General features: G+C 66.1%; 18 protein-coding genes. 12 read left to right on the plus strand and 6 right to left on the minus strand.

All coding sequences use genetic code 11. From position 1 onward, the window contains the following. A partial coding sequence (locus tag H578_RS0107200; RefSeq protein ID WP_022873531.1) for a transposase occupies positions 1-285 on the minus strand: 285 nt, incomplete at its 3' end. 146 nt (positions 286-431) lie between these two features. On the opposite strand from H578_RS0107200, the gene H578_RS0107205 reads away from it, so the two are divergent. From H578_RS0107205 to H578_RS0107230, 6 genes are all read left to right on the plus strand, one after another. Continuing rightward, positions 432-1,106, plus strand: coding sequence for a glycoside hydrolase family 127 protein (locus H578_RS0107205; RefSeq protein WP_022873021.1), 675 nt, complete (start codon positions 432-434; stop codon positions 1,104-1,106). A gap of 66 nt (positions 1,107-1,172) precedes the next feature. Then, a complete protein-coding gene (locus tag H578_RS13985) occupies positions 1,173-2,630 on the plus strand; it encodes an MFS transporter (RefSeq protein ID WP_022873022.1) in 1,458 nt (485 codons plus the stop codon). Positions 2,631-3,033: 403 nt separating this feature from the next. Continuing rightward, positions 3,034-4,317, plus strand: coding sequence for an alpha/beta fold hydrolase (locus H578_RS0107215; protein WP_022873023.1), 1,284 nt, complete (start codon positions 3,034-3,036; stop codon positions 4,315-4,317). Beyond that, positions 4,317-7,151 (plus strand): beta-L-arabinofuranosidase domain-containing protein, encoded by a 2,835-nt coding sequence (locus H578_RS0107220; protein ID WP_022873024.1) that lies wholly within the window; start codon positions 4,317-4,319, stop codon positions 7,149-7,151. The genes H578_RS0107215 and H578_RS0107220 overlap by 1 nt, the downstream gene beginning before the upstream one ends. An 83-nt stretch (positions 7,152-7,234) precedes the next feature. Beyond that, a complete protein-coding gene (locus tag H578_RS0107225) occupies positions 7,235-8,428 on the plus strand; it encodes a metal-dependent hydrolase family protein (RefSeq protein ID WP_022873025.1) in 1,194 nt (397 codons plus the stop codon). Between the two features lie 5 nt (positions 8,429-8,433). After that, on the plus strand, positions 8,434-11,475 hold the full coding sequence (locus H578_RS0107230) for a glycoside hydrolase family 2 TIM barrel-domain containing protein (RefSeq protein ID WP_022873026.1): 3,042 nt from the start codon (positions 8,434-8,436) through the stop codon (positions 11,473-11,475). Positions 11,476-11,647: 172 nt separating this feature from the next. Here H578_RS0107230 and H578_RS0107235 read toward each other — a convergent pair whose 3' ends face one another. Both H578_RS0107235 and H578_RS13990 read right to left on the minus strand, forming a co-directional pair. Next, the gene (locus H578_RS0107235; RefSeq protein WP_022873027.1) at positions 11,648-14,047 is read right to left on the minus strand and encodes a DEAD/DEAH box helicase; all 2,400 of its coding nucleotides are present in this window, start codon (positions 14,045-14,047) and stop codon (positions 11,648-11,650) included. Between the two features lie 25 nt (positions 14,048-14,072). Then, positions 14,073-14,774, minus strand: coding sequence for a GNAT family N-acetyltransferase (locus tag H578_RS13990; protein WP_022873028.1), 702 nt, complete (start codon positions 14,772-14,774; stop codon positions 14,073-14,075). 123 nt (positions 14,775-14,897) lie between these two features. Between H578_RS13990 and trhO the strand changes: the two genes are divergently transcribed. The 6 genes from trhO (at position 14,898) to proC (ending at position 23,346) form a co-directional block, all read left to right on the plus strand. Beyond that, positions 14,898-15,860: an oxygen-dependent tRNA uridine(34) hydroxylase TrhO gene (gene trhO, locus H578_RS13995; protein ID WP_022873029.1), complete on the plus strand. Its 963-nt coding sequence runs from the start codon at positions 14,898-14,900 to the stop codon at positions 15,858-15,860. Positions 15,861-15,947: 87 nt separating this feature from the next. Then, entirely contained in the window at positions 15,948-17,720 is a 1,773-nt protein-coding gene (locus H578_RS0107250; RefSeq protein WP_022873030.1) for a DUF7059 domain-containing protein, read from the plus strand. A gap of 98 nt (positions 17,721-17,818) precedes the next feature. Continuing rightward, a complete protein-coding gene (gene topA, locus H578_RS14000) occupies positions 17,819-20,545 on the plus strand; it encodes a type I DNA topoisomerase (protein WP_022873031.1) in 2,727 nt (908 codons plus the stop codon). Between the two features lie 18 nt (positions 20,546-20,563). Then, positions 20,564-21,634, plus strand: coding sequence for a Ppx/GppA phosphatase family protein (locus tag H578_RS14005; protein ID WP_022873032.1), 1,071 nt, complete (start codon positions 20,564-20,566; stop codon positions 21,632-21,634). Then, entirely contained in the window at positions 21,627-22,442 is an 816-nt protein-coding gene (locus H578_RS0107265) for a sugar phosphate isomerase/epimerase family protein (RefSeq protein ID WP_022873033.1), read from the plus strand. The genes H578_RS14005 and H578_RS0107265 overlap by 8 nt, the downstream gene beginning before the upstream one ends. Positions 22,443-22,509: 67 nt before the next feature. Further along, positions 22,510-23,346, plus strand: a complete 837-nt coding sequence (proC, locus tag H578_RS0107270) for a pyrroline-5-carboxylate reductase (RefSeq protein ID WP_022873034.1) — start codon at positions 22,510-22,512, stop codon at positions 23,344-23,346. Between the two features lie 25 nt (positions 23,347-23,371). Here the strand turns inward: proC and H578_RS0107275 are convergent, their stop codons facing one another. The 3 genes from H578_RS0107275 to H578_RS0107285 all read right to left on the minus strand — a co-directional run bounded on the left by H578_RS0107275 (position 23,372) and on the right by H578_RS0107285 (position 24,330). Continuing rightward, positions 23,372-23,635 carry a glutaredoxin family protein gene (locus tag H578_RS0107275; RefSeq protein WP_022873035.1) on the minus strand — a complete coding sequence of 88 codons (264 nt, stop codon included), beginning with the start codon at positions 23,633-23,635 and terminating at the stop codon, positions 23,372-23,374. Between the two features lie 76 nt (positions 23,636-23,711). Beyond that, on the minus strand, positions 23,712-23,807 hold the full coding sequence (locus tag H578_RS15925) for a 30S ribosomal protein bS22 (RefSeq protein ID WP_022873036.1): 96 nt from the start codon (positions 23,805-23,807) through the stop codon (positions 23,712-23,714). 118 nt (positions 23,808-23,925) lie between these two features. Then, positions 23,926-24,330 (minus strand): hypothetical protein, encoded by a 405-nt coding sequence (locus H578_RS0107285; RefSeq protein WP_022873037.1) that lies wholly within the window; start codon positions 24,328-24,330, stop codon positions 23,926-23,928. Positions 24,331-24,442 lie beyond the last annotated feature (112 nt).

Consider the following 24,442-nt stretch of genomic DNA (forward strand, 5'->3'; position numbering starts at 1 on the left):
CTCCGCGGACTTCTTCCACACCCTGGCTTCCAGGTGTGCCTCGCCCAAGGCCTGGGTCAGCTCGGCGACCTCGGCCTCCAGCTGTTCCTCTCGGGAGGATGGTCCGGACCTGCCGGCCACCAGGGCGGTCTTGCCGGCTTCCAGGAACTCGGCCTTCCACCGTCCGATGGACTGCTCACTGACTTTCTCCTTGCGTGCCACTTCGGCGATGGACATCTCGCCGGCCAGCACGCTCAGCACTATCCGGGTCTTCTTCTCCGCCGGAATCGAGGGTGGTCTACCCATGACTGACTCTCCTTCAGGACCTACATAACGGCCCTGCCACTAAGTCTGACGCGCGACACCTGCACGCCGGTGGGGGCTCGGGGCTACGGAAGTCCTGGTTCGGCACCAGCTGCTGCCCCACCAATATCGCCCGCACCCTGTCCTCAGTGCACCTGTATCTGGCCACTGCCACCGAGGATGCCGTACAGATCCACCAGTACGCCGAGGCGGAGCTGAGCGTTGCCCTGGCTGAAGGAACCCTGGGGCTCCAGATGCGAACTAACTACCCCAGCGACGACGTCGTCACCCTCACCATCACCGAGGCGCCCGCCGCTGAAGCCGGGCTCAGTCTGCGGATCCCGGCCTGGGCGAAGAATGCCACCGTGGAGATCGACGGCACCCCGCTCACCCCCGGGGAGGAGATCCGTCAGATCTTCACCCCGGGTCAGCGCATCACCCTGACCCTGCCCCGGGAAGTCCGAGTGGTCCAGCCCGATCCGCGCATCGACGCGGTCCGCGGTACTGTCGCCATCGAACGCGGCCCCTGGGTGCTTGCCCTGGAGGACATCGACATCGACGCCGAGACCACCGTCAATGAGGTCGCCATCGACCTCAGCGAACCGCCTGTGGCAGTCGGGGCCGATGATGCCGAGGTGACGTTGAAGCTTCTGACAGAACCCAGCAGTTGGTGGCCCTATACCGAAGGAGCTGAGCAGCCGGCGTCGTCGGCCACTCGTGTGCGACTGCACCCCTACCGGGTGTGGGCCGAGCGCGGTCCGACGACGATGCGGATCTTCCTCCCGCTGCCAGAACAGGAGAGCGTCCCGGCCACAAGCGAGTAGACTGTTGCATATGGCAACTTTTATTTCCGTGACTGAGCGCGCCCTGGTGGTCCCGCTCACTGCCCCGTGAGCGCGGCTGCGGCCGACTTCGACGACACCCCGGAGGGGATGACCCGGCGGCAGGTCAACTGGGCCATCGCCGGGTTGCTCGCGGTGTTCTTCACCGTCGGGCTGTCGATGAACATCGTGCTCACTGCACTGCCGGTGATCGTCGGGGAGCTAGAAGGTAACCAGATCCAGTACTCCTGGGTCGTCATCATCAACCTGCTCGCCAACGCCTCATCGACCCCCATCTGGGGCAAGCTCGCCGATATGGTCTCGAAGAAGAAACTCTTCCAGGCCGCCGGGGTCATCTTCATCATCGCCTGCCTGATTGCCGGCTTCGCTCCCACCATGGAGCTGCTGCTGCTTGGCCGGCTCTTCCAGGGCATCGCCATGGGTGGAGTGCTGACCTTGACCATGGCGATCATTGCCTCGCTGGTCTCCCCGCGGCGGCGCGGACGCTACGCGGGGTGGCTGGGGCTGTGCATGACGACCTCCACCATGGGTGGTCCTCTCATTGGTGGGCTCATTGTGGACACCATCGGGTGGCGCTGGTGCTTCCTCATCGGTGTGCCGATGACCCTGGTGTCCCTGTCGATCTTCTCCGCGGTGCTGAAGCTGAAGACCATCAACAAGCCGGTCAGGCTCGACATCCTCGGAGCGGTACTGCTGGTCACCATTGCCTCCACCGTGCTGATCTGGCTCTCCTTCGCCGGGCTTGATGAGTTCTTCCCGTGGGTCTCCTGGCAGTCGGCGGCGTTGTTAGGTGCCGTGGTGGTCTTACTGGGTCTGTTCCTGCTCGCCGAGCGGCGCAGCCGTGAACCGGTGGTCCACCTGCGGATGCTCACCAACCGGACCACCTTCCTGGCAGTCATCTCGTCTGTCTCCATCGCGGTGACCCTGGGGGCGCTCCCGCCGTATCTGATGCAGTACCTGCAACTGGGCCGGGGCTTGAGTCCCACTGAAGCGGGCCTGATGCTGGTGCCCCTGATCGGCGGGAACCTGGTCTCCACCACGATCAGCGGGCGGCTCATCTCCCGTACCGGCAAGTGGAAGGCCTGGCTCATCGGTGGGGCGGTGGTGCTCACCGCCGCGTTCTTCATGCTCTCCACGGTGGCCGGTGATACGGCGATCTGGGCGGTGGCCGCGGTGCTCTTCACGATGGGTCTGGGGTTCGGTGCCCAGATGCAGAACTTGATGCTCGCGGTGCAGAACACTGTTCAGGTCACCCGAGTGGGGCAGGCCAGTTCCCTCATTGCGTTCTTCCGCACCTTCGGTGGCGCGAGCTGGAACTCGCTGCTGGGGTCGGTGATGGCGCTACAGGTCGGTGGGCTCGCGGTGGCGGCTCCGACTTCAGGTGTAGCGGACCCTGCCTACGCCGACGCCGCCGGGACAGTGTTCTTTGTGGGCGCCTGTGCGACGATCCCGGCGATTATCGCCAACCTCCTGATGCCGGAGGAGCCCCTGCGCACCACGATCTGATGCCCTCTCCCCCAAACCCTCCGCGGGAATGTACAACCACAGCGGCATATATCCCGCGGTGATTCGACAAAGCCGCGGAGGTTCAGGGGAACGGGTGGAGCGGAGAGAGGGGGAAGGCCCCTGCTCTCCGGTGATGGCCCAAGGCGGTGGTGGTTCAGGGGAACGGGCGAGCGGAGGGAGACGGGCAGGGGCCTCTGTCTACCGGTGGTGGCTCAAAGCTGCGGAGGTGAGGGGGTTGATCCCCCTTTTGTAAGATGTACAATTGCACAGGCGGATATCCTCTCCGCCGGAGGTGAAAACCTCCCCTTAGGTGCGGGTCCAGGGGTTGCGCTTGACGGCCGATCGCCGGTACTAAGCGTGACCCCTGGTCTGCCTTGACCAGCAGGAGCGATGAAAGGGCCTCATGGGGTACTCACTGCCCGGTCTCTGGGTGACCGAGCACACGACGACCGTCCCGCTCGACTGGCAGAACCCCGGAGGTGAAACCCTCCAACTCTTCGTCCGCGAGATCGTCGACCCGGACAAGAAAGACGTCGATCTGCCTCTGCTGGCCTTCCTCCAAGGCGGCCCCGGCGGTGCCAACCCCCGGCCGCTGCAGCCGGGTGGATGGATCACCGAAGCCCTACCGCACTATCGCATCGTCTTCGTCGACCAGCGCGGCACCGGCCGATCCACCCCCTTAGAAGCCCGCGACGTCGCCGAACGCGGCTCCGCTGAGGCCGGCGCCGACTACCTGATGCACTTCCGCGCTGACTCCATCATCCGAGACATGGAGCACGTCCGCGCTGAACTCTACAACGGGCGCAGCTGGGCCACCCTGGGGCAGAGCTACGGCGGCTGGTTGACCTTAAGCTACCTCTCCCTGGCTCCTGAAGCCCTGACGGCCTGCTACATCTGCGGCGGAGTCCCCGGCACCCCGCCGCGAGCCGCCGAGGTCTACCGGCGGACTTTCCCCCGTGTGGAAGCCAAAACCGCCGAATACTACCGCCGCTACCCGCAGGATGAGCCCATCGTCGCTGAGATCGCCGATCTGCTGGCCGCTGAGGACATCCGGCTGCCCGACGGTGACCGGCTCACCGTTCGCCGGTTCCAAACCCTGGGCAAGGACTTCGGTATGAAACCCGGCTTCGAGCGGCTGCACTGGCTCATCGAGACCGCCTTCGCCCGCCCCGGTCGGCTCTCTGAACGGTTCCTCGCCAACACAATGACCAGCACCTCAGCGGTGGACGGGCCCATCTACTGGGGCTTGCAGGAGGCCATCTACGGCGACCCCGAGTCCGGACCCACCAACTGGGCGGCCCAGGCCGAACGCGAGAAGCACCCCCAGTTCGCCGAAGACAACCGCCCGCTGCTGTTCACCGGGGAGATGGCCTTCCCCTGGATGTTCGAGGAGATCCGGGCCCTGCAACCGGCGGCCGCGGCCGTCAACGCTCTGCACGCCCGCAGCGACTACTCCCAGATCTACAACTACTCGCACCTGGCCGCCAATGACATCCCCGTCGCCGCCGCGGTCTACTACGACGACATGTTCGTCGACGCTCACCTGCAACTCGACACCCTCAGCCGGGTCGGTAACTCCCAAGCCTGGGTGACCAACGAGTTCGAGCACGACGGCATCGGTTCCGGCAAAACGTTCAGCTACCTGCGCACCCTCGTGCGCGACCGCGGAGGAGAGAAGAAACACTGATGAGTACCACGACGACGTCGCACACCTCCCCCACACTGCGGACAGTCCCGCACGCGGCAGCTGAAGTCGCCGCCAGCAGCATCTTCGCCCCCGCCCGGGACCGGATGCTCCACCTGGCCCGGGTCTACCCGGCCGACCGTCTGCTGGCCATCTTCCGCGCCAACGCCGGGTTGGATACCCGCGGCGCTGAGCCGCCCGGCGGCTGGGAGGGGTGGGGCCACCCGAATGAGGAGCCCTGGGGCGAACACGACTACCCCGGTCAGGAGAACGCCCAGACCGCCAACCTGCTGCGCGGCCACTACGCCGGGCACTTCCTGTCCATGCTCGCCCTGGCCTACGCCGGCACCCAGGAGCAGGACCTGAAAACCAAAGTCGACGACGTCGTCAGCGGCCTGGCCCAGGTGCAGGACACCTTGGCAGCCACGGGTCGGTTTAGCCACCCCGGGTTCCTGGCCGCCTACGGGGAGTGGCAGTTCTCCCGGTTGGAGGGCTACGCCCCCTACGGTGAGATTTGGGCGCCCTATTACACCACCCACAAGATCATGGCCGGGCTGTTGGACGCCTACGAGCTGGCGGGTAACAGCCAAGCCCTGGAGGTGGTCACCGCGATGGCCCACTGGGTGCATCACCGGCTGGAAAAACTGCCGGCTGAGCAGATCCAGAAGATGTGGAGCCTCTACATCGCCGGGGAATACGGGGGGATGAACGAGACCCTCGCCCGGTTGGCCCAAGTCACCGGTGAGCAGAAGTTCCTGGCCACCGCGCAGTTCTTTGACCAGGCGAATCTGCTGCAGGCCTGCTCCACGGGGGAGGACATCCTCGATGACATGCACGCCAACCAGCACATCCCGCAGTTCATCGGCTACATCCACGAATACGAGCTCACCGGGGATCGCCGCTACTTAGACGCCGCCACCGGACTGTTCGACATGGTGGTCCCCGGGCGCACCTACGCCCATGGCGGTTCCGGGGAGTCGGAGCTGTGGGGGCCGGCCAACACGCAGGCCGGGGACATCGGCCGGCGCAATGCCGAGACCTGCGTGGCCTACAACATGCTGAAACTAGCCCGCGGACTCTTCGGCCACACCCGGGACCCGAAGTACATGGACTACTACGAGCAGGCGGTCACCAACCAGATCCTGGGCTCGCGGAAGAACGCTGACTCTGACGTCAGCCCCGAGGTGACCTATATGTTCCCGGTCCACGCCGGGGCGCGCCGCGAGTTCAACAACATCGGCACCTGCTGTGGGGGCACCGGCCTGGAGAACCACGTCAAATACCAGGACACCGCCTTCTTCACCGAGGCCGGCGCCACCTGGGTCAACCTCTATTCTCCGGCTACGCTGCACGCGGCAGACGGTGGGCTGGGTCTGCAGATCACCGGGGACTACCCGTACCAGACGCAGATCCGGCTGAATATCACCAGCGCACCGGGCACCGACCACACCCTGCAGCTGCGCATCCCCGGCTGGCTGGCACAGCAGGGCCAGCCCCGCGTGGCGGTCAACGGCGAAGAGACCACCACATCCCCGGTACCGGGCACCTACCTGCCGGTGACCCGCGTCTGGCGAGCAGGCGACGTCGTCGATCTTCACTTTCCGATGCGCCTACGGGCCGTGCCCAGCATCGACGACCCGACCGTTCAGCACCTGCAGATCGGGCCCACGGTGCTGCTGGCCCGCAGCGAAGACACGCTCTTTCAGAAGCTGCCACTGACCGGCTCCCGGATCCTCGACGCCAGCCTCACCTTGCCCACTGAACCGACCGGCGACATCGAGGCAGACACTGCTGCGGTGCTGACTCGGTTGCGCCAGACCGGCACAGTGCCCTTCGGCGGCTATGACTGGGAACCAGCCCACTCCGGGGAGCAGACCAGGTACCACATGTACCTCACCGCCGACGACGCCACTGTCGCCTTCGCCGGGGAGGACTCCGGGGTGCCCAACCGGCTGCGGCACAACGGGCAGACCGTGCTGGAGTCCATCTGGGCTGGTGGGGACGCCACCGCCGGGGGATTCACCAGCCGGGAAGCCTTCCTGGCCCGCACTGGGGAGATCGTTCACACCGCCCGCACCGAAGGCGTGCTCTCGGCCACCGAGGCTGAAACGGTGTTGACCACCGCAGCTGCTGCCGATATCACCGCCTCCGGGCACCGGTACCACGCCAGTATCGACCGGCAGACCCGTCCCGAACGGCTCACCGCCACGGTGAGCACCGACGCCGATGCTCACACTGGTACTCACCACACCGGTGCTCATCACATGGAGGCGGTCACCTGGCAGTTGCCCGCCGGGTGGGAAGAGATCACCGCCCCGCCCATCGTCACCCTCGAGGTCAACGGCACCGTCTCCTCCAGCGGCTGGTACACCACCCACCCGCAGATCACCGTCACCGCCGAACACCTGGACGCGGCCGGGACCACCGAGGGGCTCACCGTGGAATACCAGCTCGACGAGGAGCCCTGGCAGCCTTACACCGAACCGGTCACCCTGCACACCGAAGGGGCCCACACGGTCCGGGCGCGCATCACCGACGCCGCCGGGCACACCAATCTGGCCGAACGGCGGCTGCGCATCGACACCGAACCTCCGGTGACCACCCCCCAGGTGCTCATCATGGGCTCGGGAGCCGAAATCCGGTTGCGCGCCAAAGATGCAACCTCCGGCGTCGAACGCGTTCAATGGGAAGGGCCCGGCACCTTCTGGGCCACCTACCACGGCCCCGTCGTGCGGGCGTTGGGGGAGACTGAACAGGTGATCGAATTCGCCGCCACCGATGTCGCCGGCAATGAAGAACCCCGCCAACGCATCACCCTGCCCGCCCGCGAGGGCTGACCCCAGCCCCACCGAGTGGCGGGCAGGCAGTAGCCACCACCGAGTAGCGACCCCGAGTAGCTCCCACCGAGAGGACCCCTGAGATGACCACACTCGCTCTACGCAACGGACGCTTCTACGATCCGGCCACCGGCACCACCACCGAGGGTGACCTCGCCATTGATGACGGTGTCATCACCGCCGTGGGGAGCATTTCCGGGGCCTTCGACGCCGAAGAGGACCTCGCCGGTGGCACCGTGATCCCCGGACTCATTGACGCGCACTTCCACGCCTACGCCCACGATCTGGGCGGTTACACCCTGGAGACCCGGCACCTCTCCTATGTGGCGATTAACGGGGTGCGGCGGCTGGCCAAAGCGTTGCGGCGCGGATTCACCACGATCCGCGACGTTGCCGGGGGAGACCTCGGGCTGCAGCAGGCACTCCAGGCAGGGGACGAACCGGCCTGCCGGTATCTGTTCACCGGGCCGGCGCTGAGTCAGACCGGCGGTCACGGTGACGCCCGGCCCGCCGAATACGACATCTGCCTCAACCACGGGCACATCGGGGAGATCGTCGATGGGGTCGACGACATCCGCCGGGCTGTCCGGGAACGCTTCCGGACCGGAGCCCACGCCATCAAAATCATGGCCTCCGGGGGTGTAGCCTCCCCCACTGACCCGCTGCGCATCCCGCAGTACTCCGCGGAGGAGATCGCCGCTGCCTGTGAGGAAGCCGGTCGGCGCGGCAGCTACGTGGCCGCCCACGCCTACACCGCCGACGCCGTCATCCACGCGGTGACCAACGGTGTGGTGTCAGTGGAGCACGGCAACCTCATCGACGCGGAGGCGGCCCGCATCATGGCCGACCATGGCGCGTATCTGGTTCCCACGTTGGCCGCCTACGACGCCATGGGCAGGCGAGGCCCCGACGTCGGGCTTCCCGCGGTGAGTCAGGCGAAGAATGAGGAAGTCCTCCACGCCGGCAAAGACGCGGTGCGCATCGCCGCCGAGGCGGGGGTGAAGATCGGTTGGGGGAGTGACCTCATGGGGGTTCTCGAAGATGACCAGCTACGCGGTATCGCCCTGCAAGCTGAGGCGCAGAGCCCCGAGGAGCTGCTGCACTCGCTGACGGTGGTCAACGCCGAACTTATCGGTTCCCCGCAGCTGGGCACCCTGGCCGAGGGCACACCCGCTGATCTGCTCGTGCTCCAGGGTGACCCGCTCACCCAGCCTGACCTATTGTGGGACACGACACATTCCCGCACCGTGATTCGCGCCGGAGAGGTAGTGACCTAAACCCCATGCTCACCCACGAGACTCGCACCCCCTACGCAGGGCGTCTGGCCCCGGCCCGCTCCTATCTGCACAGTGACGCTCCGGCGGTGAGTCTCAACGGCACATGGGGCTTCACCTTCCACGAGCAGGTCCCCTCCACCCCACCGGCAGACCAGCCCGCCGAGGAGATCACCGTGCCTTCAACCTGGGTGCTCGACGGCCGGTGGAACAAGCCGATCTACACCAACACCCAGTACCCCTTCCCCATCGATCCGCCATACGTGCCCGATGCCAACCCCACCGGTGACTACGTGCGCACCATCGAGGTGCCCGCCGCGTGGCTGGAAACGGGCAGTGGTGACAGTGCGGCTGACGAGGCCACGGCTGGTGACAGCACCGGCGGTGACGCCGGTCGGGTGCTGCTGCGTTTCGACGGTGTGGAGTCCTTCATGCAGGTCTGGCTCAACGGGGAAGAAATCGGTGCCGCCTACGGCTCCCGGCTCGCCCACGAATTCGACATCACCGAGGCCGTCACAGCAGGGGAGAACACCCTCACTGTGCGTGTGGTGCAGTGGTCGGCGGGCTCCTACCTCGAAGATCAGGACCAGTGGTGGTTGCCCGGGATCTTCCGTGACGTCACCCTGCTGCACCGACCCGCCGCCGGCCTCGACGACGTCTGGATCCACGCCGATTACGACCCCGCCACCGGACAGGGGTTCATCGTCCCGGAGATCACCGCTGCCCAGCAGGCTTTTCCCGTCCGGCTGAGCATCCCGGAGTTGGACATCGATGTGGTGTGGAACAGCCCCGAGGAGGTCACAGAGGTACCCGTCGGCGTCGTCGAACCCTGGTCGGCTGAGGTGCCCCGACTCTACGAGACCACCGTGTCCAACGCCGCTGAGACGATCAGCCTGCGCAGCGGGTTCCGGCGCATCGAGATCATCGGCGACCACCTGCTGGCCAATGGGCGCCGCGTGGTCTTCTCCGGGATGAACCGGCACGAAACCCACCCCGATCGGGGCCGGACCTTCGACTACGACGACGCCTACGCGGACCTGGCCATGATGAAGCAGCACAACGTCAACGCCATCCGCACCAGCCACTACCCACCACACCCGCGGCTGCTGGACATCGCCGATGAACTCGGCTTGTGGGTCATGCTCGAAGGTGACCTGGAGACCCACGGCTTCGGCAGCCGCGACTGGGCCCTGAACCCCAGCGAAGACCCCGCCTGGCGTGAGGCCTACCTGGACCGGATCGAACGTGCCATCGAACGGGATAAAAACCACCCCAGCGTGGTGATCTGGTCACTGGGTAACGAAGCCGGCCGCGGGCAGAACCTCGCCGCCCAGGCCGAATGGATCCGGCACCGCGACCCCACCCGACCCATCCACTACGAAGGTGACTACGCCGGGATCTTCACTGACGTGTACTCGCGGATGTACGCCCGGGTGCCGGAGACTGAGTCCATTGGGCGCGACGACGACTACCGCCCTCTTCTGGGGTGTTCAATTGCCGAATCCGCACGCCAGCGTTCCAAACCCTTCATCCACTGCGAGTACGCTCACGCCATGGGCAACGGTCCCGGTGCCCTGGATGATTACCGGCGCATGGTGGATACCTATCCGCGGCTGCACGGCGGGTTCATCTGGGAGTGGCGGGACCACGGGCTCCGCACCCAAACCGAGGACGGCACGGAGTTCTTCGGATACGGGGGCGACTTCGGGGAACTGGTCCACGACGGCAACTTCGTCATGGACGGGATCATCCTCTCCGATGGCACCCCCTCACCTGGGCTGCTGGAGTACAAGCACGTCGAAGCGCCCCTGGTGTTCACCCGGGCCGGGCGCGGCAAAGTCCACGTCACCTCCCGCCGGCACACCGCTGACACCACCGATCTGGCGCTGAAATGGACCATCACCCACGACGGCATCGAGGTCGCCTCTGGTCAGTGTGAGATCACCGGGGAAGACGGCAAACCCGTGGCCGCCGGGGGCAGCGCCGTGGTGGACCTGTTCCACCCCGCCGAGGCCCCCGCTGCTGAGCCCGGCACCGAAGTCCACGTCACTGTGGAAGCGGTGCTGCAGGCGATCGTCAGCTGGGCTGAGCCCGGCCACGTGGTCGCCCGCGGGCAGTGGGAGGAGACCGTCCCGGCCCCGGCCCTGCCCCGCCGGCGCAGTACCCTGCCGCTGGCCGAGGCGCCAGCCGGTTTCGCTGAAACGAGCCTGTCAGACCTGGCTGGATTGGCGGTGGCTGGACCCCGGCTGGAACTGTGGCGAGCCCCCACTGACAATGACAACGGCGGGGCCTCCCATAACTACGACGTCACCGACCCGACCGACTTCGTCACTCGGGGGGAGCCCTCGCCACCCTCGGCGGAACGGTGGCGGCGAGCCAAGCTGGACAAGCTCATCACCCGCACCCTTGAGGTGACTCAGACGCAGACCAGCCGCACCGTGCGCCGCCGGTTCGCCGCACCCCAGCAGCGCACCGCGGTGGACCTCAATGAGACCTGGACCGCCGAGCGTGCCGCCGATGGGACCGTGGAACTGGTGCTGCGGGCCTCCATGGTGCCCAACCGGGAGTGGAATGATGTCTGGCCGCGGCTGGGCCTGCATTTCACCCTGCCCACGGAGGTCGACGGCGCCGCGTGGTTCGGACTCGGCCCGCACGATACCTACCCGGATGTCTCCAGCTCCGGTTGGGTGGGACGCTTCGAGGCCGGGCTGGAGGACCTCACAGTGGAGTACGCACGCCCCCAGGAATCCGGGCACCGCTCACAGCTGCGGGAGCTGACGCTACGCCGCGGTGGCACCGACTGGGTGCAGATCACCGCGGAGCAGGACCTCGCCGGCCGCCGCCCGGGGTTCACCCTCAGCCCGCACAGCGCACATGAGCTCGACGCCGCCGCACACCCGCACGAGCTGCCCGAGCCGTCTGCCACTCACCTCTACATCGACGCCGCCCAGCACGGACTGGGCTCGCGGGCCTGCGGGCCGGATGTGTGGCCGGATCATATGCTCCGGCCCACCGCCCGCACCCTCACCCTCCGCTTCCGCGCGCTCTAAGGACTTGATTCTGGCAACGAGTCGTTGGGACTCCGCGATCCGGAACGGGCGCCAGCCGCCCTCGCGAAACAAGATTTCGCGAGGGGGCCAGGCCCATCCACGGCGCCCTAACCCGGATCGCTACGCCCCACTCTCTTCTCGGAGCAGAAGCGGAGGAGGAAATGTGGGCCGGTCACTCCAGGACAGCGGTGGAGAGAGCGCGCAGGAGGGTGAGGGCACCGGGCTTGTCCAGAGGACTGTTGCGGTTGCCGCATTTGGGTGATTGCACGCAGGAGGGGCATCCGCTTGAACACGGGCAGGCCTCGATGGCCGCTGCCGTGGCGCGGACCCATTCCTCCATCACCGTGTACCCCCGTTCGGCGAATCCCGCGCCACCGGGGTGCCCGTCGTAGACGAAGATCGTCGCGGCCTCAGTGTCCCGGTGCAGAGCGGTCGAGACCCCACCGATGTCCCAGCGGTCCGAGCTGGTCAGCAGCGGCAACAGCCCGATCATGGCGTGTTCGGCGGCATGCAGAGCACCCGGGATGTGCTCTACGGTCACTCCCGCCTCGGTCAGCGCAGTCTCCGGGGCACTGATCCACACCGCTTGGGTTCGCAGGGTCGACGGCGGCAGCTCGAGCGGTTCATCAGAAAGCACCTCCGAGGTCCCCAGGGCTTTGCGCTGAAACCCCACCACCGCGCTGGTGACCTCCACTGTGCCGAAGCAGAAGCGGAACCGTTCCCCCTGCCGATGGGTCAGCTCTTCGAGGACCTCGATCGACGTCGTTTCCCGGGCCTGGGTGTAGAACGGCGGGTCAGCGGGTCGAACGAGGACCGTGTGCTGGTCTGGGTGAAGATCCTCCACCACGTAGGTGCGGCCCCGGTGGACGTACACCGCCTGCGGGTGGGCTTGGCTGTGTACCTGAGCGGAACCGATATCACCCACCACGGTGCCGTCGTCGATATTGACAATCGTGTACGGACCGGCCCCATCACCGCGCATCCGCACCCATGAGGCGGCGGAGGCGTCGTCGTGAGCAAAAAACCAGCCGGTCGGTCGGCGGCGCAGATGACGCTGCTGCGTGAGAGTTTCGACCAGCTCGCGCAGACCGGTGAAGAGCCCACTGTCGAGGTCCCCCGGGTGGAGCGGAAGCTCCTGGGCCGCGGCGAGCAGATGTGGCGCCGCAACATGCGGGTTATGCGGGTCGGTGACCGCGTCCTCCACTCCAGTGTCGAAGATCGCTTCCGGGGTGCTCAGCAGATACGAATCCAGGGGGTCGTCCCCGGCGATGAAGAACGCCGCACCGCGTTGCCCGGAGCGTCCGGCCCGTCCCAACTGCTGGAAGAACGAAGCACGGGTACCCGGCCAGCCGGCGATGAGAACCACATCGAGCCCGGTGATGTCGATCCCCAGTTCCAGGGCTGGAGTGGAGGCCACCCCGAGCATCCGTCCGGCACGCAGAGCCGCCTCCAGTTCCCGCCGCTCCTCCGCCAAATACCCGGAACGGTAGGCGGAGACCCGGTCAGTGAGAGCAGGGTCGATCTCCTTCAGGTTCTCCGCGGTGATCCGGGCCATCGTCTCCGCCCCGCGCCGGGAGGTGATGAACGCCAGGGTGCGCCGTCCGGCCACCACCAGTTGGGTCAGCAGATCCGCGGCCTCCACCACCACACTGCGTTTGAATGAGGTCTCCCCCGCAGCGCTCGGTCCCGCCCCCGCCACAGCGGGGTCGTGTGCGGAGTCCCACAGGTAGACATCCACCGCACCGTGCGGGGAGCCATCCTCAGTCACCGCCAGCACCGAGGAGGTCTGCTCACCGATGAGCTGAGCGAACGACGACGCCGGCGCGCCACTGGTGGCGCTGGCTGCGGTCATCACCGGGTCGGCTCCGTAACTGCGGGCCACCCGCCGTAGCCGCCGCAACAGCAGGGCGATATGCGAACCGAAAATCCCCCGAGCAGTGTGCGCCTCATCGACGATGATGTAGCGCAGCCGGGAGAAAAACCGGGCCCAGCCGCGGTGGTTGGGCAGGATCCCGGCGTTGACCATATCCGGGTTGGTCAGCACCACATTGGCGTGTTGACGCACCCATGTGCGGGCTTCAGGTGCGGTGTCGCCGTCGTAAGCTGCCGCACGGATCCCGCCGGCTGGTCCCACCGCACCGACGGTCTCTGCCAATTCGGTCAGGGCCTCGAGCTGGTCGGCGGCCAGAGCCTTCGTGGGAGAGAGGTAGAGGACTGTGGCCTCCCCAGTGGGGTGGGCGGTGACCGTCTCCGCGGCGGGTGCCCCGCAGATCGCCGCCAGCCCCGGCAGGTGGGTGGCCAAGGATTTCCCCGAGGCGGTGCCCGTGGCCACTACTGTGTGCCGGCCGGTGTACAGGGCCTGTGCTGCGGCGACCTGGTGGGTGAAGGGGCGGCTCACCCCGACCTGCCGGTAGGCGGCGCGTAACGGGGCCGGTACCCACTGTGGCCAGTCGGCGTGGATCGCCGTGCGAGCCGGCAGGGTCCGGATATGCCGCAGCGGGCCGTGCTCACTGACCTCAGCGGGCAGCTTCGCCTCGCGCAGCAGGGTCAGGGGGTCTTCGGTGCCGGTCACCGCTCCAGGGTAGACCGCCGCGTGGTCAGTTCAGTTCATCGATCTGACTGTGCGAAGGCCGGCGTCGGTCGCTGGCCCCGGGGGAGCCGAAGACGTGCACATCGGCCAGAGTCTCCCAGCCGAGGTACTCGTAGAGCTGCACACCGTCCAGGGTGGCGACCAACAGTCCGTAGTCGACGTCGTGCTCATGGGCGATGGCCAACAGGGCTCGGGTGACAAAAGTCCCCAGGCCCTGGCGGCGATAGTCGGGCGCCGTGTAGACCCGGTCCACAATGCAGAATTCACCGACGACGGCGACCCGTCCCCGAGCAGCAGTGTTGTCTCCCTGCCGCACGGTGAACAGGGTCCAACCCTCGAAGTCCTCCCGTTCGGTGGTGAAATCTTCCGGGGTGATGGGGTCTTCAACGTCCTGGTTGGCCATATCGCAGACCATGAGTTTCTCTTCATCGCTGAGCAGTTCCAGGCCGTCGATCTCATTGACTGCCATGACGTCGTCGTCGGGCTCGGCGATGACCGTCAGCAGCTTCCGTGGGCTCTTGGCCACAGCGGAGGCGACCTTGCGCAGATCGGTCTCATCGGGGGCGTAGAGAACGTACTCGGCCTCCTCGTCCTGCCCCGGAGCGGAGGCGGAGTGGATGCGGCCTTCGTTGCGCACCTCGTAGCCGTGGGTGCGGGACCAACCGGTGACCCAGGTCTCGACGAGTGCGTCGCTCAGCTCAATATCCATACTTCGACCATATAACGCGCCTCACATTCTGCGGTAGGCCGATCGTCACATTTACCCCGCAAGGATGACCCCGACTCATCCCTGCGTTGCAGAGGCCAGCAGTCGGCCGATACCCTTAGGGGAGTGAGCATCTCCCGCATTGTCCTCTACTACCAGTTCACCCCGCTGTCCGACCCTGAGGCGGTCAAACTCTGGCAGTACACCCTCTGCCGCGAGCTGGGGCTGCGGGGCCGGATCATCGTCTCCGAACACGGCATCAACGGCACCGTGGGAGGCCAGCTGCAGGCAGTCAAGCAGTACGTGAAGCAGACCCGCAACTACCGACCGTTCCGGAACACGGAGTTCAAATGGTCACCCGGCGGGGCGGAGGACTTCCCCCGGCTGAGCGTCAAAGTCCGCCCGGAGCTGGTGGCTTTTGGGGTGCCCGATGAGGTCAAAGTCGGAGAAGAAGGAGTCATCGGCGGGGGTGAGCATCTCAAGCCTGAGCAGGTCCATGAGCTGATCGAAGCCAAGAAGCGCGACGGCGTCGATGTCACCTTCTTCGACGGGCGTAACGCGATGGAGGCTCAGATTGGACGGTTCAAGGACGCCGTGGTGCCGGATACCGAGACCACCCGTGACTTCATCACCGAACTGGACTCCGGTAAGTACGACCACTTGAAGGACAAACCGGTCATTACCTACTGCACCGGGGGGATCCGCTGCGAGGTGCTCTCGGCGCTGATGAAGGACCGCGGGTGGGAAGAGGTCTACCAGCTCGATGGCGGCATCGTTCGGTACGGGGAGACCTACGGTGACTCCGGCTATTGGGAGGGCGAGCTGTATGTCTTCGACGGGCGGATGAACATGCGGTTTTCCGAGGAGGCGAAGACTCTCGGTGAGTGTGTGCACTGTGCCGCGCCGACGTCGCGCTTCTATAACTGTATGGACCGGGGGTGTGCCACCCTGCAGCTCTACTGCGATGACTGCGCTCACATCCCGGCCAATACGCGGTGTCACCGCTGTCAGGCGCGGCTGGCGGCGAACCCAACTGACCCGAACTCCGGCCCGCTGGAGAAACAACGCCGCCCGATGGAGCTGAGATAAACCCCGATCCCGCTCGATGTCTTGCCATGCGGTTGAGGATGGTCAGGCGCTTGAGGATGGTGAGCCGAGCGCGTCTAGGCTGGGACTATGTCTGAGACCGCTGCGCCGCAGCCGCACTCCCCACCCCCGCCTGACTCTGCTGAGCTGGAGCTGATCGCTGCGCTGCGGGCCGACCTGGCGGAGGCCGAGTTCACCAACGACGCCGTCGCCTCGCTGCTAGGAGAAGACGCCGTTGCGGCCCTGGATCGGGAGCAGGTGGTTCCCGGGCAACTGGCCGTTGAGGCTGAACTGCCCCGGCTCAGCCACGAGACCCACCCCCAGCAAAACCCCTCACCGGCGCAACTCCGCTCACCCCAGCAGCGTTGTGCGGTCCTGACCGCCCTGTGGCTGGTCTCCGTGGAAGTCACCGTCCCGCAGGTCGACGCCGCCCTGCCGCGGGTGGGAGCCGAGGGCCTGGTGGAACTGAACCTAGTGGAGATCACCGCTTCCACAGCCGACGACGCCGCCATCACCCCACAGCGTGGCCTCACCGGTGACCACCCTGAGCCACTGCAGCGAGTCCGGCCCACGGTGGATCTGCGCCCCTACCAGGTGGAGGCTGCCCACGGCATCCGCGATCTGTGGGTGACCAGTGACCTTTCCGCCCACCAGGTGGCCGGGCCCTTGCCGCACGACCATGTATTGGGCATCGGGCACGCCAGCCTCACCTTGGCCGGCATCACCCACCGTCGGCCGGTGGGGACCGCCTTAGATATCGGCACCGGCTGCGGTATCCAGCTGCTGCACTTATTGGACCACGCTGACCATGTCACCGGTACCGACCTCTCCACCCGGGCGTTGGACTTCGCGCGGTTCAACCTGCTGCTCAACGCCCCGACGCTGGGTTTGGACCCGCACCGTGTAGAGGACCGTGTGGAGCTGGTACAGGGCTCGCTCCTCGAACCGGTGGCGGGGCGACGGTTCGACCTGGTGGTCTCCAACCCGCCGTTTGTCATCACTCCGCGCGGAGTCCAGGAGACCGAGGCTGACCGCTATATCTACCGCGATGGCGGACGAGAAGGGGATGCCCTGATGTCCGAGCTGATCGCCGGTCTGCCTGCAGTGCTCACCCCCGGTGGCACCGTCCAGATGTTAGGCAACTGGGAAATCCAGGCCGCCTTCAGGGGTGAGGATGCGGAGGGTGGTGAGAATGCGGAGAGTGTGGACTGGTGGGATCGCCCCCAGCAGTGGGTCACCGAGGCCGGCCTGAACGCCTGGTTCATTCAACGCGACCATCAGACCCCGGCCCAGTACGCCGAGACCTGGCTGCGGGACGCCTCCGAGGAGCGCGACCTTCCGGCCTACCGGCGCCGCTACGCCGATTACCTGGCGGACTTCGCCAGCCGGGGGGTCACCGGCATCGGCTTCGGCCTCATCTGGTTGGGTGCTGCCCTGCAGCCGAGTACTACAGCGGCGGAGTCGGAGCCCTGGCGGCGGTTCGAGGAGCTCACCGGAGCGCTCCAGCAGCCGCTGGGCCCGGTGATCGGCACCACTGTCCAACGTGCCGCCGACACCGCCGACGACGCCGGCGCCGCACTTGACCAGACACTTGTGGTCGCTTCGGATGTCACCGAAGAGCGATACCAGCGCTTCGGTGCCGAGCACCCGGAGGTGATCTTCGCCCGCCAGGGTGCGGGGTTGCGCCGGGCACGCCCGGTCAGTTCCGCGGCCGCCGGGTTCCTCGCCGCCGCCGATGGGGAGTTCACTGCCGCCCAGCTCATCACTGCCGTGGCCTCCCTCACTGACACCGATGAACAGGCCCTGACCCGGGAGATCCTGGACCTCTATATCGATGGTTTTCTGCACGCTGCCGGGCCGTAGCGGCCGCAACGGCCCGCCTCGGCACACTGTTATAGTGAGCACCCGACGGCGCCCCCTCACTATCAGTTGCACCCGCCGTACAACGCCCAAGGAGTTCCGTGTCAGGCAAGAAGCTCGTGATCGTCGAGTCCCCGGCGAAGTCCCGCTCCATCGGCAAGTACCTTGGAGAGGACTTCATCGTCGACGCCTCCGCCGGGCATATCCGTGACCTGCCGCAGCCCTCGGAGCTGCCCGATGACATGAAGAAGGGCCCGTTCGGCAAGTTCGCCGTGGACCCCGAGCATGGGTTCGAGCCCTACTACGTGGTCTCGGATTCCAAGAAATCCAAGGTCCGGGAACTCAAACAGCGGCTCAAAGAGGCCGACGAACTCTACCTCGCCACGGACGCCGACCGTGAAGGTGAGGCGATCGCCTGGCATCTCTACGAGGTGCTCAAACCCAAGGTGCCCACCTACCGGCTGACCTTCACCGAGATCACCAAAGAAGGTATCCAGCGGGCCCTGCAAAGCCCCCGGGAGATCGACAACCATCTGGTGGATGCCCAGGAGACTCGGCGGATCCTCGACCGGCTCTTCGGCTATGAGATCTCCCCGGTGTTGTGGCGCAAAGTCGGCCGGGGTCTCTCCGCTGGGCGTGTGCAGTCGGTGGCCACCCGCATGGTGGTGGACCGGGAGCGGGAGCGCATGGCGTTCATCCCCGCCTCCTACTGGGATTTAAGTGGCACGTTCTCCACTGATGGTGGGGAGTCCTTCACCGCGAAGCTGCACACTGTTGATGGTGAGCGCATCGCCTCGGGGGGCGATTTCGATGACCGCGGGGAACTGAAGAAGAACCGGCGCGACGTCGTCGTCCTCACCGAAGCCGATGCGACCTCCCTGGCCGAGGGGCTCACCAAGGCCCGCTTCACCGTGGACTCGGTGGAGGACAAGCCTTACTCCCGCCGGCCCCAGCCGCCGTTCATCACCTCCACGCTGCAGCAGGATGCGGCCCGCCGGCTGCGGTTCTCATCCCGGGTAACCATGCAGGTGGCCCAGCGGCTCTATGAGAACGGGTACATCACCTACATGCGTACCGATTCGACGACCCTGTCGAATGAGGCGCTCAACGCCGCCCGCAAACAGGCCAGTGAGCTCTACGGCAGCGAGTCGGTACCTGAGAAGCCCCGAGTCTACGGCAAACGCAGCCAGACCGCCCAGGAAGCGCATGAGGCGATCCGGCCAGCCGGGGACTCCTTCCGCACCCCCAAACAGGTCAAAGGGGAGCTGTCCGCTGATGAGTACAAGCTCTACGAACTGATCTGGAAACGTACTGTCGCTTCTCAGATGGAGGACGCCAAGGGTTACACCGCCAGTGTGCGGCTTTCCGGGGAAGCCTCCGACGGCCGGCGGGCCACCTTCGGCGCCTCCGGGACGGTCATCACCTTCCCCGGGTTCCTAGCCGCCTATGAAGAGGCCAGGGACACCACAGAAGCGTCGTCGTCCGACGACGCCAAAGACCGCCGCCTGCCCGAACTCACCGAAGGGGAGAACCTCACCGGGGAGGACATCGAGGCCAAGGGGCATGAGACCACCCCGCCGCCGCGCTACACCGAGGCGAGTATTGTCGCCGAGCTGGAGAAGCGCGAAATCGGCCGCCCCTCCACCTACGCCCCGACGATCTCCACCATCATGGACCGCGGCTATGTCACCAAACGCGGCTCCGCTCTGGTGCCCTCGTGGACGGCATTTAGCGTGGTCCGGTTGCTGGAGGAACACTTCGGCCGCTACGTCGACTACGACTTCACCGCCCGGCTGGAAGACGATTTGGACCAGATCGCCCGCGGGGAGATTGAACGCGAAGCGTGGCTGCAGCACTTCTACTTCGGCGCCGAATCCGGAGAAGAGGGGCTCAAAGCCGTGGTGGATAATCTGGGGGAGATCGACGCCCGGGCGATCAACTCCATGGAGATCGCCCCCGGGGTGGAGCTGCGTGTGGGTCGTTACGGTCCGTACCTGGAGCGGGCCAACCCCAATGGCGAGGTCGGCGAGGACGGTGAGCTCAAACGCGACCGGGCCAATATCCCCGAAGACATCGCCCCGGATGAGCTGACCGCTGAAAAAGCCGAAGAACTCTTCGAACAGGCCGCCCACTCCGGGCGAGTGCTCGGCACTGACCCTCAGACCGGTCGGCAGATTGTGGCCAAGGACGGTCGGTACGGCCCCTATGTCACTGAGGTCATCGAGGAGATGACCGCCGAAGAGATCCAGGCGGCGATGGACGCCCAGCCCACCGAGTATTACAAGAACGGCAAACCGAAGCCGAAGAAGAAGCCCAAGCAGCCCAAACCGCGCACGGCCAGCCTGCTGAAGTCCATGAGTCTGGAGACGGTGACTCTGGAGGATGCGCTCAAGCTGCTCTCCCTGCCGCGGGTCGTCGGCACCGACGACGACGGCCAGGAGATCACTGCCCAGAACGGCCGGTTCGGTCCGTACCTGAAGAAGGGATCGGACTCCCGCTCCTTACAGGACGAGGAGCAGCTGTTTACCATCAGCCTCGATGAGGCGAAGAAGATCTTCGCTCAGCCTAAGCAGCGCGGGCGGCAGGCCGCTCAACCACCGCTGGCTGAATTCGGTGCCGACCCCACCACGGAGAAACCGGTGGTGGTCAAAGACGGCCGGTTCGGTCCCTACATCACCGACGGGGAAACCAATGTCACCGTGCCACGCGGTACCTCGGTGGAGAATCTCACCAAGGAGCAGGCCTTTAGCCTGCTGGCGGAAAAGCGCGCCAAAGGCCCGGCATCCAAGGGCAAGGGCGGGCGCCGGAAAACGACGGCCAAGGCCTAGCAGGGGGACCTGACACTGATGCGACTGGGTGTGCTCGACATCGGCTCGAACACCGTCCACTGTCTGCTCGTCGACGCGCATATCGGGGCTAAACCCTCGGCATTTGCTTCGCATAAGCGCCCGTTGTCGTTGGTGAAGTACCTCGACGACGACGGCGCGATCACCGCAGAGGGGCAGCAGAAGCTGATCGACTTCATCAATGAAGCCGGACGCTTCGCCACCCGCCACCGGGCCGAGGATCTGCTGGCTTTTTGCACCTCCGCGATCCGTGAGGCCGCCAACGGGGCTGAGGTGATCGCCCGGGTGGAGGCCGAGACCGAGGTGGAACTCACCGAACTTTCCGGGGCCCAGGAGTCGGCGATGACGTTCTTCGCGGTCCGCCGCTGGCGGGGGTGGAGCGCCGGGCACATCCTCAACTTCGACATTGGCGGCGGGTCCTTGGAGGTGGCCTACGGGCAGGACGAACTCCCCTCCACCGCATTGTCCGTGCCCCTGGGGGCCGGCCGGTTGACCCGAGAGTTCTTCCCCGCTGAGGGCAAAGGACTCCCCGGTGAGCAGGTACCCTCCAAGGCTCAGATCAAAGAGCTGCGCACCTACGTGCGCGAAGAGATGGAAGCCGCCCGGTTGGAGTTCCCCCGGCTGGACGAGCAGACCGAAATCACCGCGACCTCCAAAACCTTCCGCTCCCTGGCCCGGATGACCGGGGCCGCCCCCTCAGCGGAGGGGCCGTATGTGAAACGGACGCTGAGCTATAAGAACCTCAAGCCGCTGGTGAAACGCCTCGGGGAGATGAGCGCGAAGGAACGCGCCAAGCTGCCCGGTGTCTCCGAGATGCGGGCTCCGCAGGTCTTCGCCGGCGCCGTGGCGGCCGAGGCGGCAATGCGGGCCTTCGACATTGAGGAGCTGAGCATCTGCCCCTGGGCGCTGCGTGAGGGGCTCATCCTACGCCGATTGGACACCCTGGCCCGGGACTCGGAGGTGGAGATCCCGCACGCCCCGGCCGTGGGGCACGTGGACCTCAACCGAGGATTGCGCCGGCCGCAGCACAAAGACGTTCGCACCCTGACCGTGGAGCACGCCCATGGCTGAGCACCTCAGAGACCAGATCCCGGTGGCGCTGTCGACCTCGTCGGTCTACCCCCTGGGGGTGGCCGAAGGTTTCTCCATCGCCGAGGACCTCGGCTATGACGGGGTCGAGGTGATGGTCACCCACCGCGCGGAGACCCAACAGGCCGCAGTCATCAACGCCCATGTGGAGCGGTTCGGCCTGCCCGTGGTGGCGATCCACGCGCCCACCTTATTGCTGACCCAGCAGGTATGGGGTTCGGCCTGGGACAAGCTGCACCGGTCAGCGGAGCTGGCACAGCAGGTCGGCTGCGATGTGGTGGTCGCCCACCCGCCCTTCCGGTGGCAGGGCACCTACGCCTCGCAGTTCGCCGAAGGGATCAAGAACATCGAGGCAGAGACCGGGGTGATGTTCGCCGTGGAGAACATGTACCCCTGGCGTGCCCGCGGCCGGGAGGCGAAGATGTACCTGCCGCATTGGAACCCGGTGGGCTTTGACTACCCGCACGTGACCTGGGATTTCTCCCACGCGGCGACAGCGGAGGACGACTCCTACGAGGCCATTAAGGCACTGGGTCAGCGCCTGCGGCATGTGCACCTGACCGACGGGTGGTCCAACGGGTTCAAGGATGACCACCTGGTCCCCGGTCACGGCAATCAGCGGGTGGCCGAAAGCATGGAACTCATTGCCCAGCCGGACTTCGGCGGCACCGGGTTCGATGGTGTGGTCGCCGTGGAGGTGACCACACGCACCGCCCGCAAGGTGGGGCAACGCGAACGGATGCTCGCCGAATCCCTGGCCTTCGCCCGCACCCACCTCGGCCAGGAGTAAACACTAAACAGCGGTCGACAGCGCTGATGGATGGGGTGACAGGATCAGCGCGCAGTAGGGTGGGAGGATGAGCTCACCGAGAATCGCCATGCTGGGGCTGGGGTCGATGAACGGAGCAATCCTCGCCGGGCTGATCAGCTCCGGGGTGCGGCCCGACGACGTCACCGCCACCACCCGCTCAGCGGCCTCCGCTGAAGACAAAGCTCACCACTACGGGGTGGAGGTCCTGGCCGAGGAGACCCAGCAGGCAGCCAACGCTGCCGCCGTGGCTGAAGCCGACGTCGTCGTGCTCGGGGTCAAGCCCTATCAGATCACGGGGGTCTGCGAAGAAATCGCCTCAGCGCTGAGACCACAGGCTGTGGTGGTCTCGGTAGCTGCCGCGGTCACAGTGGACATGATGGAATCCGCTCTGACATCGGGCCAACCGGTCATCCGCGCTATGCCGAACACGCCGATGTCCGTGGGGCTCGGGGTGGTGGGCTTGGCCGCCGGGACCCACGCCACCGATGAGCACCTCGAACAGGTCAGCGGACTCTTCGCACCCTCGGGGACAGTGCATGTGCTGCCCGAGGAGCAGATTGACGCGCTGAGCGCTATCGCTGGGTCGGGGCCGGCGTACGCTTTCTACCTGGCCGAACACATGGCCGCCGCCGGAGTGGAACTCGGCCTGGATCCGGACCTGGCGGCCGATCTGGTCGCACAGACCATCCACGGGGCGGGAAAGATGCTGGTGGAAAACCGTGTCAGTGCTGATGCGGCCCAACTGCGGGCTCATGTCACCAGCCCCAACGGGACCACTGAACAGGCGATTGCCACATTCGACGCCGCCGCCATGGGACAGACGATCCGGCAGGGCGCTGCTGCGGCTGCCGCCCGGGCCGCGGAGATCACCCGAAGCCTCTGAGAAGTCCCCTTCGGCTGCCAGGGGGTCAGGCAGAGGTCGCGCCGGCTTCGGTGAGGAGTCGGCGCATCCGTGCGGAGTCGAACTTCCAGAAGTCGCGGACCTGCCCATTGATGCGCAGCACCGGGATCTCTTCAGCGAACTGTGTGGCCAGGGCGGGATCTTCCTCCACATTGGTCTGGGTGTAGTCCAGGCCCAACTCAGCGCAGATCGCCTCTGTGACCTCCAGCGCCTCAGCACACAGGTGACATCCGGGTTTGACGAGCACTTCGACATCGACGGACTGACTCATCAGTTCTCCTTGAGGTGGTGCGGGATACGCGAAAGCCCCGGCCGGTGAGCCGGGGCTGAGCGTGAAGTGTGAACTCCTACTTATTACGCCGCTGGTGGCGGGTCTTCCGCAGACGTTTGCGGTGCTTCTTCTTCGCCATGCGCTTGCGGCGCTTCTTAATCACAGAACCCATAGGGTGAACAGTCCTTGTCTGTCGGGTACGGGCACACCAGTGCCCGGTGAAAAGGTCTCACGGCAGTCTACCGACTTCCATCGAGGACGGCGAACCGAGCGCCTGGCGGACTGACGCGTCACATCTCGCGAAGTTCGCGGCGGGCTCGTCCGATAATGCGGTCGCGACGGAAAATCCGCTCCAGGTGATCCATCTGCGCCTCGACCTCCGACTGTCCGGAGGAAAAGGCCTCTAATGTCTGACGGTACTGTTTCTCGAAGCGGTCCCAGTCCTCTGCTTCCAGCTGCGGTGCCAGCTCCCGCAGCTCATCCAACGCGCGCTGGGCCTCGACACCCTGAGCGTGGGCCTCAGCGGTGACATCGGCTAACAATTCGACGGTTGCCGTGGTGTCCAGCCGGTGCGGTTTCTCATCCTCATCGTCGCTGAAGATCCACATGATCCCGTAGATGAGGAACAGCAAGGCCGCCACCGACCCGAAGGTCAGGGCCACGATCTCCCACCACGCGTTAAATTCGATGCCCATTGCGCCCTTCGTCCTCGGGGCCCTTCATCGTCAGTGCCCTGCCTCCACGTCCTTCGTCCGTTCTCCCGCCGAGTGTACAAGGAGTGCACCGCCGAGGCTGAAGGCGCCGTGA

It is taken from the genome of Nesterenkonia alba DSM 19423 (genome assembly GCF_000421745.1).
Lineage (GTDB): Bacteria > Actinomycetota > Actinomycetes > Actinomycetales > Micrococcaceae > Nesterenkonia > Nesterenkonia alba.

Bases quoted from the DNA above. Each gene is read 5' to 3' on its own strand.
- H578_RS13990 (WP_022873028.1), bottom strand. From the start codon at position 14,774: ATGGATATTGAGCTGAGCGACGCACTCGTCGAGACCTGGGTCACCGGT.
- H578_RS0107265 (WP_022873033.1), top strand. From the start codon at position 21,627: ATGGCTGAGCACCTCAGAGACCAGATCCCGGTGGCGCTGTCGACCTCG.
- H578_RS0107215 (WP_022873023.1), top strand. From the start codon at position 3,034: ATGGGGTACTCACTGCCCGGTCTCTGGGTGACCGAGCACACGACGACC.
- H578_RS0107220 (WP_022873024.1), top strand. From the start codon at position 4,317: ATGAGTACCACGACGACGTCGCACACCTCCCCCACACTGCGGACAGTC.
- H578_RS0107275 (WP_022873035.1), bottom strand. From the start codon at position 23,635: ATGAGTCAGTCCGTCGATGTCGAAGTGCTCGTCAAACCCGGATGTCAC.
- proC (WP_022873034.1), top strand. From the start codon at position 22,510: ATGAGCTCACCGAGAATCGCCATGCTGGGGCTGGGGTCGATGAACGGA.
- H578_RS0107230 (WP_022873026.1), top strand. From the start codon at position 8,434: ATGCTCACCCACGAGACTCGCACCCCCTACGCAGGGCGTCTGGCCCCG.
- H578_RS15925 (WP_022873036.1), bottom strand. From the start codon at position 23,807: ATGGGTTCTGTGATTAAGAAGCGCCGCAAGCGCATGGCGAAGAAGAAG.
- H578_RS14005 (WP_022873032.1), top strand. From the start codon at position 20,564: ATGCGACTGGGTGTGCTCGACATCGGCTCGAACACCGTCCACTGTCTG.
- H578_RS0107285 (WP_022873037.1), bottom strand. From the start codon at position 24,330: ATGGGCATCGAATTTAACGCGTGGTGGGAGATCGTGGCCCTGACCTTC.
- H578_RS0107225 (WP_022873025.1), top strand. From the start codon at position 7,235: ATGACCACACTCGCTCTACGCAACGGACGCTTCTACGATCCGGCCACC.
- H578_RS0107250 (WP_022873030.1), top strand. From the start codon at position 15,948: ATGTCTGAGACCGCTGCGCCGCAGCCGCACTCCCCACCCCCGCCTGAC.